Source organism: Arthrobacter sp. Br18, from assembly GCF_000520555.1.
Taxonomy (GTDB): domain Bacteria; phylum Actinomycetota; class Actinomycetes; order Actinomycetales; family Micrococcaceae; genus Arthrobacter_D.
Map to the genome: position 1 here is coordinate 5,127 of NZ_KI914892.1, position 12,618 is coordinate 17,744.

Annotated in this window: 11 protein-coding genes and 1 pseudogene; 4 read left to right on the forward strand and 8 right to left on the reverse strand. The window is 65.3% G+C overall.

The genetic code is table 11. The features are described 5' to 3' along the window. A partial coding sequence (locus Y704_RS25425; protein ID WP_035773152.1) for an ISL3 family transposase occupies positions 1-322 on the forward strand: 322 nt, incomplete at its 5' end. Between the two features lie 674 nt (positions 323-996). Here the strand turns inward: Y704_RS25425 and Y704_RS0116075 are convergent. The 7 genes from Y704_RS0116075 to Y704_RS24910 all read right to left on the reverse strand — a co-directional run bounded on the left by Y704_RS0116075 (position 997) and on the right by Y704_RS24910 (position 8,200). After that, on the reverse strand, positions 997-1,593 hold the full coding sequence (locus Y704_RS0116075) for a recombinase family protein (protein ID WP_026550867.1): 597 nt from the start codon (positions 1,591-1,593) through the stop codon (positions 997-999). Between the two features lie 527 nt (positions 1,594-2,120). After that, positions 2,121-3,272, reverse strand: coding sequence for a type III PLP-dependent enzyme (locus tag Y704_RS0116080; protein ID WP_253904377.1), 1,152 nt, complete (start codon positions 3,270-3,272; stop codon positions 2,121-2,123). Between the two features lie 74 nt (positions 3,273-3,346). Continuing rightward, complete coding sequence (locus Y704_RS22055) at positions 3,347-5,143, reverse strand: IucA/IucC family protein (RefSeq protein ID WP_216698998.1); 1,797 nt, start codon at positions 5,141-5,143, stop codon at positions 3,347-3,349. Beyond that, positions 5,140-5,334 (reverse strand): hypothetical protein, encoded by a 195-nt coding sequence (locus Y704_RS0116090; RefSeq protein WP_026550869.1) that lies wholly within the window; start codon positions 5,332-5,334, stop codon positions 5,140-5,142. Before Y704_RS0116090 ends, Y704_RS22055 begins: the two co-directional genes overlap by 4 nt. Next, entirely contained in the window at positions 5,334-7,088 is a 1,755-nt protein-coding gene (locus tag Y704_RS0116095; RefSeq protein ID WP_051477250.1) for an IucA/IucC family protein, read from the reverse strand. The genes Y704_RS0116090 and Y704_RS0116095 overlap by 1 nt, the downstream gene beginning before the upstream one ends. Continuing rightward, positions 7,085-7,945: an ATP-grasp domain-containing protein gene (locus Y704_RS22060; protein WP_216698999.1), complete on the reverse strand. Its 861-nt coding sequence runs from the start codon at positions 7,943-7,945 to the stop codon at positions 7,085-7,087. Before Y704_RS22060 ends, Y704_RS0116095 begins: the two co-directional genes overlap by 4 nt. A 72-nt stretch (positions 7,946-8,017) precedes the next feature. Further along, the gene (locus Y704_RS24910) at positions 8,018-8,200 is read right to left on the reverse strand and encodes a hypothetical protein (RefSeq protein ID WP_216699000.1); all 183 of its coding nucleotides are present in this window, start codon (positions 8,198-8,200) and stop codon (positions 8,018-8,020) included. Positions 8,201-8,599: 399 nt separating this feature from the next. On the opposite strand from Y704_RS24910, the pseudogene Y704_RS22065 reads away from it, so the two are divergent. The 3 genes and pseudogenes from Y704_RS22065 to Y704_RS0116115 form a co-directional block, all read left to right on the forward strand. Next, positions 8,600-9,322, forward strand: a pseudogene (locus tag Y704_RS22065) (aldolase/citrate lyase family protein); the annotation flags it as partial. Positions 9,323-9,466: 144 nt separating this feature from the next. Continuing rightward, entirely contained in the window at positions 9,467-10,471 is a 1,005-nt protein-coding gene (locus tag Y704_RS22070) for a siderophore-interacting protein (RefSeq protein WP_051477252.1), read from the forward strand. A 93-nt stretch (positions 10,472-10,564) separates the two neighbouring features. After that, complete coding sequence (locus tag Y704_RS0116115; RefSeq protein WP_026550871.1) at positions 10,565-10,849, forward strand: DUF1540 domain-containing protein; 285 nt, start codon at positions 10,565-10,567, stop codon at positions 10,847-10,849. 706 nt (positions 10,850-11,555) lie between these two features. On the opposite strand, the gene Y704_RS0116120 is transcribed toward Y704_RS0116115, so the two are convergent. After that, positions 11,556-12,618: IS1380 family transposase (locus Y704_RS0116120; protein WP_026550872.1), on the reverse strand; the 1,063-nt coding region annotated here is incomplete at its 5' end.

Sequence of the window (12,618 nt, forward strand, 5' to 3'; positions counted from 1 at the left end):
GATCGTCGCCGCCTACCGGGAACCGAATAAGACGAAGGGTAAGGAGCTGATGCAGGCCGTGATCGGCGCGGTCACCAACGGCGTGCCCGCCGCCCTGGTCGAGATCCGCCGGCTTGGCCGGACCCTGAAGCAACGCGCCGTCGATGTGCTCGCGTTCTTCGACCGCCCCGGCACCTCCAACGGGCCCACGGAGGCGATCAATGGCCGCCTCGAGCACCTCCGCGGCTCGGCCCTCGGCTTCCGTAACCTCACCAATTACATCGCCCGCAGCCTGCTCGAATCAGGCGGCTTCAGACCCCACCTACACCCTCAATTACGATGAGCCCGTTTATCTGTCTCCGCTATCAGAAAGCAGCGCTGAGAAGCTTCTGGCTTTATCTGGCGTTGAGGTCGCCGAGATCCCAGAGACAGACGCCAACGAGTACGCAGAGCCGTTTTCAGGTGCAGATCTGACTGAGACGGACAAACTCGTGCTGGCGAAGCGGAGAGTAGAACAGCATTACCTACGATCCGTCTTGCTTGAGGGATCAGAGCTGCGATGCTCGATGTGCCACCGCGCGTTGCCGGAGAGTCTGCTGGTGGCTGGGCATATCAAGCCGCGATGGGCCTGTAGTGAAGAGGAACGCAGGGACTTTGTATCTGTGGCGATGCTGATCTGTTTGCTGGGCTGCGACAGTCTGTACGAACGTGGACTGATCGCCGTCGACGCCAGTGGCGACGTTGTCCGTTCGTCCCGGCCCGTAACACCTGACGTCGATCACTTGCTGGATACACTCGCCGGCAACGAGTGCCGCCAACATAATGAATCGACAGCCCCCTTCTTCCAATGGCACTTAGATAACACTTTCGTCGGCGAGTCTTCCGAAGAGCCCCATCTTCCACAAAGAGGCAAGAGAAGGACGGACAGTACATCCGGCAACCAAAACGGGACGGCATAGCCACTGTGCAAAAAGGACGGCGGTCTCAACCGTTCAACGCACTGTGGGTGTGCCAAGCCTAGATTGTCGGGGTTTCGCTGCTGGCTATGGCTTGCTGGTGCCTGTACAGCGTCGCCCTGCTCCAACCGACGAGCTGCGCGGCCTCTTCAGCGGTCTTCCCTTTTCGACGGGCATCGACAACAACGTCGAGCTTCGCAGCGATGACCTTCGGATCTGAACGTGGCCGACCGAAGCGGGTTCCGTTCTGTCTGGCAGCGACAATGCCAGCATTGACGCGTTCGACAATTAGTTCACGCTCGTACTCCGCCAGGGTTGCCAGCATGTTCAACATCAGCCGGCCTGTCGAGGTTTCAGGGTCGATGCCGTCCGAGAGGGATCGGACCAGAATCCCTCGTTCGCGCAATAGGTTCACCGTGTTCAGGACGTCGATGAGGGATCGACCTAGTCGGTCGACGCGCCACACCACGGCAGTGTCCCCCTCGTCGGCGTATTCGAGGAGCTTCTTCATTCCGGGCCGCTCGAGCGCGGTCCTGCTTCCCGAGGTGACGTCAGCGAAGACATCACGTTTTTGCACCCCGGCGGCGACGAGTGCGTCGAGCTGCAGCTTCGCGTCCTGGGTCGAAGTGCTCACACGGGTGTATCCAAGATGCCTCATCCAAGCAGTCTGCCTTACAAAGTCCCAGTGACACGACTACTGAGACGCTTCACACCGAGACGACTTCCCAAGACACCCGACATCCCGGAATCTCGGGGAATTTCTCAAGCGTCGGCAGTGAGGAGTCGGTGTCCTAGAAAACTGTAGTTTTTCGAGACGCCAGTGAGCGGGGGCATCGGCCCGAGCCGCGTCCCGTATACGGGACCTTCACCGGGCTTAATCTCGGACAGGGCATACGGGAATGGGAGTGACGAGGAATTGCTGGGTGAAGCCCCTGACAGTTTCCGAAGACGGCTGCACGGAATGTCCGAAGCCGTCTGCACGGCCGCTCCTACCGATGCGCGAAACCACTCCAAGCAACGGAGACGTAAAGCTGTCGTGTCTGGTTGGGGTAGGCCCCAACCAGACGGTCGCGCAGCCGACGACTGCCATCTACGGCGAACCGTCAAAACCGGCCTGGAGAGTCCTCAGGTGGGGCCATAGTCAACCGTCCGGCCGGGGCCAGTCAAACCCCTGTCACAGCCACCTCAGACAGTTCGTTCCAGGTGCACCACCGCGGGCGCGGGATGCATGAGGAAGTCGCGGTGGCTGATGTTGTACGCGTAGGCGCCGGCCATGCCGAAGACGACGACGTCGCCCACGGCCAAGCGCGGCACGGTGATGTCCCGCGCCAGGACATCCTTGGGCGTGCACAGCTGACCGACGAAGGTCATCTCCGTCCCGGTTTCGGACGGGCGCGGCCAGGGCCGCCCCCACCCGTGGCGGGGTACGACGGCGAGGGGCTGGCTATGGCCCTTGGCCGCCGGAGTGCGCAGATGGTGCGTGCCTCCGGCGCAGACAGCAAAGACCTTCCCGTGACTGCGCTTGAGGTCCAGGACCTGGGTGGCATACCAGCCCGAATATGCGCTGATCGCGCGGCCTGGCTCGATGCGCACCGTCAGGGGAGTGTATGCCTCAGCCAAGGGCGCAAGGAGCCGCGCGTACTCGTCCCAGTCGAACACCCGGTCCGGATCCGCGTAGTCCACGTCCATGCCGCCGCCCACGTTGACCTCCCTCACATCCAGGCCATGGCGTGCGGCAAACGCGGCGGCCCAGTCCAGCACCGATGAGGCCAGGGCGACGCAGCCTGCGGGTCCGTGGCCGCTGGCCAGATGGGCGTGGATGCCGAACAGCTCGACGCCGGGCAGTTGGGCCAGCTCGACAGCGGCCTTTTCAGCCTCTGCCGGGTCCATGCCGAAGGGGCTGGGGACGCCGCCCATCGTCAGGGCGGCAACCCCGTCGCCGGCGGTCCCGGACGGAATATTCACCCGGAGAAGGACCGGGGCCACGGTTCCGGCGGCCCGGGCGAAGAGGTCGAGCCGGCGCAGCTCGTGCAGGCTCTCGACGTGGAATCGGTGGACGCCGGCGTCGAGTGCTGCGGCCAGTTCGACGTCGGTCTTGCCGGGACCGCCGAAAGCCAGCGGCACCCCGGGCAGGTGGGAACGGACGTGGGCGAGCTCGCCCCCGCTGGCCACTTCGAGGCCGTCGACGTGGGCGCCGATGACCGCCAGGAGCCGGGGATCGGGATTGGCCTTGACGGCGTGGAGGATCTCGATCCCGCCTCCGGCCTGATCGAAGGCCGAGCGGATCCTTGCCAGATGCCCCGCGAGGTGCTCGAGGTCGTAAATGTAAGCGGGCACGCCGCCGCCGTCGGCCAGTGCGCAGGCTGCGTCCCTGACCCGCTCCGGCAGCGCCGTCCCCTGCGGGCGCAAAATCAGTTCTTCTGCGATGGTCGTCGCTGCTCCTCGGTCAGTGCGCCGCCAAAGGGGTTGGGAAACGCAACGTATCCCGCGAGCTTGTCGGCGCGACGCTGCCAGCGGATCAACATATTGGTCTTGGCAGGAAGGGGCACTCCCGCGAGCAGTGCGCGGAGCCGGGGTGGATTGCCCAGTGCAGTACTCGTCTCGGCAACCGTGCCACCCAGAATGTCCCATAGTTCGTTCTCGAAGCCGGGCGGTTCCGGGGCCAGATCAGCCAGGGCGCCGGCCATCTCGGCCAGATGGTTGACGAAGAGGCAGTAGGCGATCCTGTTCCAGCCCTGTTCCTCGTCGTAGGCAACGGCTCCGGAGATCTCCGGAGGCAATGCGGCGAGGACGTCGGTGTGGCGGCTACCCACAAGCTTGGTGCCTTCGAGGTCGCGGGCAAGGATCTGCAGCGGCATGCCGTCCGGGCCGAGAACGGCCAGGACGTTCTGTAGGTGTGGTTCGAGGACGACGCCGTGTTCGGCCCATAGCCGCAGCAGGGGCGGAACCATCAGCTGGACGTATCTCTTCCACCATTGTCGGGCCCATGCCCGGGGATCCGCCGGGTCCGCGAGGTCCGAGAGCCGGGTCCGGGTGCCGGCCGGGTCCGGTGCGGCGGTGAGGCTGGCGGCGAGGTGAACGGTCTGCCCGGGTAGGGCCCAGCCCGCGATGCCTGTACGGACGATGGTACCGAGTCCTTCCAGGAGCGCCAGCCGCTGCTCCGGGGTTCCGTAGCTTTCCGGCAGCTGGGCGCTGCGCGCGGCAGGCTCCTCGAGCAGCGTGAAATTCGGGTGCATTATGGCGACTTCGGCCAAGGGTTCACGTAGCAAACGGGTGAGCTCGACGGCGCCGGAGAGCTCGTATACAGAGTTTTTGCGCAGGCAATTGGTGATCCGGACGTTCAGGCTTGTCTTGAGGAAGACATCCGTTTCCGGTTGGTAGAGGGTACGCACGCTGGCCGTGGGGTGGAAGGGCAGGCCTGTCTGGCCGAGGTCCAGGATCGTACCGTCGGCCACTGCCGCGGACAGGACCGGGCCAAGTCCCTTGTCGGTACTCAGCAACCGGTGCTGCCACGGGTGCACCGGCAAGGCTTTGTGGCCGGCGGGCACGTCCGGAGCCGCTTTGGCCAGCAGCCGGTTGGTCGAGGCGTGCTCATCGAAGCCACCGCCAACGGACTGCTCGAATACGAGGTTTTCCGGCACTGCGAGCCAGTGCAATGGGAAAGCCGTGCGTGTCTCCGGCGAGTACTGCCGCCACTTGCCGGCGTCCCCGGAACGCCATTTCGGGGCCGGGTGGCGCGGGTGCCCGGCGATGAGTGACTGCTCCGAATCGATGAAGGCAGCGAACGGCTCAGTGATCGTGCGGGCAGGGACGTCCGGGCGGGCGTCGAGGATGTCGGCGAGGCTGTCGCGGCTGGCAAGGACCTGGGCTGCGAACTCCTCATTGTCCTCCCCGGTGCGGGCGGTGAGTTCGGCCGTAACGAGAGCAGCAAGCTCTTGGAGGTCGATGTCCTCCCACGATCCCGATGCGGCGTCCTGGTGCTGGATGGCACCGGCGAAACGGTGGGCTGCCACGGTGGAGACCCGGAGGAGGCGGGCACGGAGGAGACTGCCGATGTGCGGAAGGCGTAGCAGCAGATGGCCGCCGTCGACCCACATCTGGCCGTCAGGGGCGGACACTTCGCGGATGAGGCAGCCAAGCAGCGTATGCGCTGATGTTAGGTCCGCCTCGCTGGCAAGCCGCGGTCTGGTGAGGATTGGTGTGATCACTTCGGACTCCGTTCGAGTGTCTTGACAGTTATGGGGGATCGCGCGGCAGCGAACCTGCCGGACGCAAGGGCGAGAATGGTGCCGACAACGACGGGTAGAGCGAGCGGGGCAGCCGGGCCGAAGAGGCCGAAGGCTGCAAAAGCCGAAGCGAAGTGGGCTCCTGCCACTGCAGCGATTTCGCCTCGGCGCATCACTGCCATCCTGTGGCCTTGAAATAGTTGGGCCCCGTGCGAAGGTAGTACTTGTTCACGTCCGTACAGCCAAGCCGCTCCTTGGGGAGCAGAGTTCCAGCCGTGATCATGGCCTTGATCGGCAGACGGTCGGCATCGAGCACACTCGAACGCATCAGTTCCGCAGCCTGGCGGGATCCGGCGTCGCCGGGATCGCACCACCGCTCCACCGCCTCCAGGAGGCGGCCGCGGGCGAGGCCCAGCAGCTCTGCCCGACGACGTCGGTCCTCGCCGGCTTCCTCAACCACCAGGGCAGCGACGCACAGATGCAGCGTGATGGTGGTGACCATGTCGGCGAGCTCCGCAGGATCCTGGACAGTGATCCGCGAGTCGGCGAAGTCCTCCGAGCGCACCGGGCGGCCAAGGGCTGCAGATGCGCGGGAGCAATCGATGCGCCCGCTGTCGTTGTCCTTGTAAACGAGCCGCAGCCCGCCGGGCCCCTGGGCGACAGTGATGTTCTGTTGATGGGCTTCCAAGGCGATGCCGTAGCGCAGCCACAGTGCCACGTGCCAGTCCAGCAGGGCGGAGAAGTAGGCGTCGAACCATTCAGCGACGCCTCCGCCTGCCTGCGCGGCCAGCGCTTCCACTATCCGGCGCTCCGGCCGGGCCGGGTCCTGCGCCAGGAGTCCGGCTACGGGGACAAGGGTGTCCTGGGCAACCTCGGCAGGGTAACTGCGCACGAGCACCGCCAGCAAGTCGCTGTCGCTGTCGGCCCAGACCGACTCGTCCGCCAACAGGATCTTCGCCGCAAGCCGGGGCTCCCGCCCCAGTACCTCGGCCAACAGGTGCTGGACCTGCTCCCCGACGGCCAGTGTGCCCGGCTTGATGGTGCGCCGGTTCCGCTGGCCGAGAGTCGCTGTCGGCAGGGGCAGCTTGAGGTGGACGCCGGGATTGGCGGAGAGGGCGACTGTGCGGGTCGACAACGTCGGCACGACGAGCGGCCCGGCCGCAGCAACGGCGGTCAGCTCGGCTCGGGCTACGGTGAGCGGGTGCACGGGCATGGCCACGTGGTCCCGGTCCAAGTCTGGGTCGAAGCCCAGTCCGGACGGTGCAGGCCACCAGTCCGGACGGCCCTGTGTGAGAGAACCGGAGAACCGCAGTCGCTTGCGCGGCACGATGGTCCAGTTCAAGGCGAATTCGGGGAGATATTCGGGGGCGTAACTGCGCAGCTCATCCTCGTCCATACCCCAGCGGCAACGGCCGGTCGGATGCACAGGGTGGTCCCGGAGTGCCGCAAGCGCTTCATGCTGCAGGAGCCCTGAAAATCCCTGCTCCGTTCCGGCAGCAAGCCTTCCCTGCAGGGCGGGGCCGGCGGCATCGTGCAGCCGCAACACCTCTGCCGTCTGCCGGCACTCCTCGGTGAATGCCACCCACCCGGCCTCGGCCTCGGCGTCATCGCGCGGCGCGAGTGCTGCCAGGACGCCGTCGAGCGTGGACTCGACGCGCAGTTTCCCGGATCCTTCGTCAACTGCCAGCAGGGAGTCGGCCACGGAGTGGTCGGCGAGGAAGCCGTCGTCGCGCACGGATAGATAGGCGACGCGGCCGCCAGGCAACGGGGCGCTCCACCAGTCGGCGTGCCCGGCGAGCCCGTCCGGCGCGGGGACGGAATGGCCATTGCTCTGGAGTCCCAAATGATCCTCGCGCAACAGGGCGTCCAAGACGCGGGCGAGCAACCCCGCGGTTGTGTCCTGGTTTGCGATAGCTGCGGGGTTCATGCCCCAACGCTCCATCGGCTCGAACCGATGAAGTCCTCGACGGCGGTCCGGACGGACTCCACGGACGGCCCCAGTGCATGGACCACCGAAAGGTAATCGCGGTTGGTGCCGTGCAGCGGCGCCGAGACACCCGGGTCGCGGAGCCTGCGGTGACCCAGCCTCACTCCGCCGGGAAGATCCGCGGACAGCTCGGCGGGCGATTCATGGAGGGTGCCTTCACGATCGGCCGTCACATAATGGATGCGTGCCTGCCGGCCCAGCTCGGCTGGGCGCGGCAGTCCGTCCGGAAGCGGCTCGCCGAGATGGAGCCGGATGACCGCGGCGAAGATGTCGACGCCGAGCAGTTCTGAGCAGATCAGGTCCATCGTGTCGCCGATCAGCCGATAGTTGACCTCGATGATGCGGGCCCGGCCGCCGTCGACGACGAATTCGGTATGGCAGGCCCCGAGTCCCACCCCCAGAGCCTTGATCTGGGCCAGCAGGCTCTGTTCGACCTCTTCGGGTAGTGCCGGAACCCAGTCGCGGCTGGTTTCGGTGAAGTACGGCGGATCCCCAAGCGTGGTCCGCCACGAACCAAAGTGTTGGAGGGTATGGCCGTCACCGAGCGTCTCGTAGGTGTGCAGCTCGCCGGAGAGGTATTCCTCGATGACCAGGGCGGCGTCGCCGCGTCGCTCCCGGATCCTCTCCACTTGCGCCTGAAGTTCATCGAGGTCCCGCACCAGCAGGACGTCTTCGCTGGCCACTCCTTCGCGGGGCTTGACCACTGCGGGGAACACCAGCTCCGCGGTAATGGCAGACAGATCTTCCCCCGGGCCGAGCTCGACACTGACAACATGGTCCAGGCCGATGTACGACAACGCCCGGCGGGTGAGGAACTTGTTCTTGCAGCGAAGGGTTGCGTGCCAATCCTTCCCGGGCAGCCCGCAGACTCAGACGGCCATGGCCGTCTGAGTCTGCAGGTGGTCACTGTTGCTGAGTAGTCCGCGTGCCTGCCCGTACCTGGGTTCGAGCGCCAGGACACGCGCTGCTACGGCCCCGGCATCGTGCACCTCGGTCTGCTCAACGGCCAGTGGCGCATGAGCTATCCCGGCGTAGGCTGCAGCATGAGCCACGGGGTCGTCGGTCAAGATGACGACCGGGATGCCCATTGCCGCCGCGGCGGGCAGGAAACCCTTCGTGACGGCGTCGGTGGGGTTAATTGCGGTGAGGTAAAGGCACGGCGTGACGGACTCCTTGCGTCGCAGTCAGACCAGGCCCGACTAAGTTTTATTAGGCTAGGCTAAGCTAACTTGAATAGGGAGATGGAAGTCAATCCGAGAGGTGGGCAGGCATGCAACATGCCGCCATAATTTGCGCACAAGAGTCTTTCGTAATATGTCTTTACCTTGTCCAGTCCTCCCGATCGGCTCCGGCACCCGCGCGGGCGGCCCACACTCTGAGACAGGAAAACACATGCTCCGTTCGAATCGACTCAAGGACAGGCTCGCCNNGAGCCTGTCTACGGCCTCTTCTGCGCCATCCCCTCACCGGCGCTGGTCGAAATGATCGGCTGCACGGGTTACGACTTCGTGGTCCTTGACTGCGAGCATTCCCTCGTGGACCCGCAGGAGCTGGAGAACTTGATTCGCGCGGCGGAAGCGGTTGGCCTTACACCTCTGGTCCGCATAGCACCTGCTGATCACTCAGCCACGCTCCGGGCGCTCGATGCGGGCGCCATGGGCGTCGTCGTCCCGCACGTGGAGAGCCGAGCTGACGTCGACGCCGCCATCCAGGCCGCCCGCTACCACCCCGAGGGTAAGCGGTCGCTGGCAGTCGACCGCGTTTCCGGCTTCGGCCTCATCGACCCCGCAGAGTACATCGCCCGTGCCAATGAGGAGATCATGGTCATACCCCTCATCGAGGACGCGGCCGGGGTCGACGCCATCGACGGGATCCTTGCCGGCGGGGGTGTGGACCTCATCATCCCAGGCCCCGCAGACCTATCCCAGTCCTATGGTCTGCCCTGGCAAACGCGCCACCCGGTTGTTCTTGACGCCCTGGACCGCCTGCACACCGCGTGCGTGGAACACGGCGTTCCGTTCTGCCCGATTTCCCGCACGCCGGAGTCACATGACCGCTGGCGGCAGGCGGGCGTCTCGGCCTTCATCCTCGGGGAGGAACGCGACCTCGCAGCCGGAGCCCTCCGCAGGCACCTGGATGGGCTCCGGAATGCCTCCTTGCAGCCCAGGCCCTGACCCAATACTCGGGGCGGGCCCGGTGCATTGTTGTTGACAGCTGCCTGCTCCGGCAAACTCCTCCTACTACAGCCCGCCGTACAGTCCCTTCAAAACGCACCGTCTTTTCATACCGGCCGAACCGCCGAAAAAGGAAGCAGATCCATGAGCGCCGCCGCACTTACCCCCGCTCACCCGGTCCGCGTGTTCGACGTCATCGTCCGCCGCGTCCAGGACCTGACCCCGCATTTCCGCCGCATCACCTTCACCGGCCCGGCGCTGGACCGGTTCGGGGTCCCGGGGCCGACACTTGACCTGAGGATCAAGATGCTGCTGTCCGTTCCCGGACAGACCCTGTCCAGGCCAGGCCCACCGGACGGACAGCTGCGCGAGGGCTGGTACCGGAACTGGCTCCAGAAAGAACAGCCGGGACGCGGCTGGATACGCAGCTACACCGTCCGCGCCCTCCGCGCCACAGCCCATTGCCGGGAGCTGGACGTAGATTTCGTCATCCACCCCGCCGCCGACGGCCACGGCGCCCCGGCCTCGGACTGGGCCCGGGCGGCCGCACCCGGCACCGGCGCGGTCATCATCGGCCCCGACGCCGAAGCCATCACCGCTGCCACCGGACTGAGTGAAACAGGTATAAGGTGGAACCCCCAAGGGGCCCGGCAGATCCTTCTGGCTGGCGATGAAACCGCAGTTCCGGCGATCAGCTCCATCCTCGAAGCCCTGCCGGCCCATGTCACCGGCCATGCGTTCCTGGAAGTACCCGACGGCAGCGACTTTCAGGACATCAGCACCGACTCCGGAGTCCAGATCAGCTGGCTGGCACGACATCCCACAGGCGCGCTCCGCGGTGAGCTGCTGTACGGGGCCGTGCGGGCGAAACGCCAGGTAAACACGGCCACACAGGAAAACACACACGCCATGTATGCGTGGGTAGCCGGCGAAGCAGGCACCGTGAAGAGCCTGCGCCGATACCTTGTGAATCAGCTCGGACTGGACCCCAGACAATCTGAATTCAGAGCGTACTGGAGCCTTGGCAAATCCGGCTCCGGAACCAATGGCACCCCAAACGCCGGGAACCTCCATCCCGGGTTCCGAGGTGCCACCGGGGCGACGGTCAGCCCCGTCGATAACGCCAACGCTGTAGCGTTGGGCAATTAGGGCACACAACTGGGTCTTTTTGATCAGCCCGGACAGGCCTACCGTGGACAGAAGAAGCGGCCCGTCCCGGGCAGCCGAACCACGGAGGATCCCATGACAACGCACGTCGCAGACTGCAGCGTAAGCAATTGTTCCTTCAACGACCACTCCGCATGTAACGCCGCAGCCATCACAGTCGGCGGCACTGAAGACCATGCATCCTGCACCACCTTCATTGACACCGGAACCCACGGAGGTCTGCCCAAGGTCCTGGCGGACGTCGGGGCATGCCAGCGCTCCGAATGCGTGCACAACGACCACCTGATGTGCCAGGCATCCGAGGTCCACGTCGGCCCGGGAGCTGACAACGCCGACTGCCTCACCTACTCACACAGGTAGGCCGGCGAAAAGCTCTGCGACACAGGCGAGACCTGCAGCAGGCCACCGCCCGGAGCACCTCTTCGCCGGTCGGGAGCTGCATCTCAGGTTGCTTGCGGCGTTGTTTGGAAGCGGCGAAGTGGGACGTCCAACGAATCACCAGGACGATGAACGGTGAGGAGAACCCACAGCCCACTCTCGACCCGGAGCTACAAGCTCACCGTCGACGAATGCGTGCTGAATTTCCCCATCACGCGCGCAATGTCCTACCACCACGAGGACCCCAGTCGGGCTCACCACAGCCTCCTAACCGCCGGCCCCCGCAGGAGCGAAAGAGCCGCGGTGAGGACATGGAGCGGTGAGCCGCCTCTCCAATCTGCTCAATGACTCCAACACCGAGCAATTGTCCGCGCGGCGTATCCAAGCAATCGCGGAAACCAAGGGTGTGAAGGTTTCCAACACATCCATCTCGAAGTACCTGCGCGGGGAACCCGAGCGAGACTATCCTCAAGGCCTTCTTCGTGGTGCTCCGCATCCCGATGGAGGAGCTTCGGGATGCGGCTGGCGCACCTAAGCCTGAATCCACCGGTGGGCTGGTGGTGAGTGCCGGTTTTTGATTTTGGATTGTGTTTCCGGCTGGCGGCAGGTTTGATCTCCGGGCCTGTCTGTCCGGGGATGTTCCACTGTTGTTTTCGGTTGCGCCGTGAGCGGCTGGGTGGGCGGAGGTTCAGGCTGGTTGCGGTGGTGGGTAAACGGTTTTGAAGACCTTCTCCCAGTTCTTTTGCCAGGGCCAGGATTCGGGCAGGTGCAGTGTGATGCGCCGGGCCGAGGACGCGATCCGGGCGGCGACGTTGATGATTTTTGCCCGGATCGTTGCCGTGGCGGCTTTGGTGAACTGGCCCCCGGCCAGGGTGCCGGCGGCACGGGTGAGGTTGAACGCGATGACCGCGGCGATCAGCCAGGCGGCGTTGGCGTTGAACCGGCCCGAGGGCAAATGAGCCAGAGGCCCGGCCCGCAGATCGGAATGCACCTGCTCGATGACCGCGTGGGCGCGGTGGGTTTTATCCGCCTTCACGGTGTCCAGAACCGTGGGTTCGGCGGTTGTGAAGAACGCGTGGAAGCGGTGGGTATCGAACAGTGTTTCCTGGCCTGTGGGGGCTTTGCGGTTCAGTTCCGGGATCCGGCGGACCACCAGCCGGCCGGTGATCTGATCGGCCTTCTTCTTGGAGATGAATGCGGTGAATCCGGTCTCGGCGACCTCTGCGTCGGATATCCAGGTCCCGGACCCCTCGTCGAAGAGGGCGTTGGTGTATTTGATCGTCTCCCACGCAGTCCCGGGAATCCTTGCGATGGCTTTCTTCACGTGCGGGTCCATCCGGGCGGTGATCGAGACTTTCGCCCCGGCCCTGGCCGCGGCGGCGGTGACCGCGTGGTTGTAATAGGCACTGTCTGCCCGCAGCAGGACCATGGACTCCGCATCGGCCGACCGCAGCCTACCCACGGCGGCCAGGGTGTCGGCCACGAATTTACCGGCGCCCCGCGCTGAGCTGGTGGCGCCCTTGCGCAGGCGGGCCCCGACGATGACCGGCGCGGTCTCGGTGGTCGTAACGGTGCCGATCAGCGCGTTCAGGCCCTTGACCCCGGAGTAACCGTAACCGGCGCCCTGTTTCTTGTATCCGTAGCTCGCTTTGATCGTGTCATCGATATCCACCAGGGCCAGCTCATCGATCCCGGTGGTGATCGGGGCCGGCGCGGTCTCGGTGGTCGTAACGGTGCCGATCAGCGCGTTC

What these genes read in the sequence shown, in the direction of transcription:
- Y704_RS0116075 (WP_026550867.1), bottom strand. Translation starts at nt 1,593, where the DNA reads ATGAGGCATCTTGGATACACCCGTGTGAGCACTTCGACCCAGGACGCG.
- Y704_RS0116090 (WP_026550869.1), bottom strand. Translation starts at nt 5,334, where the DNA reads ATGCGCCGAGGCGAAATCGCTGCAGTGGCAGGAGCCCACTTCGCTTCG.
- Y704_RS0116095 (WP_051477250.1), bottom strand. Translation starts at nt 7,088, where the DNA reads ATGAACCCCGCAGCTATCGCAAACCAGGACACAACCGCGGGGTTGCTC.
- Y704_RS22070 (WP_051477252.1), top strand. Translation starts at nt 9,467, where the DNA reads ATGAGCGCCGCCGCACTTACCCCCGCTCACCCGGTCCGCGTGTTCGAC.
- Y704_RS0116115 (WP_026550871.1), top strand. Translation starts at nt 10,565, where the DNA reads ATGACAACGCACGTCGCAGACTGCAGCGTAAGCAATTGTTCCTTCAAC.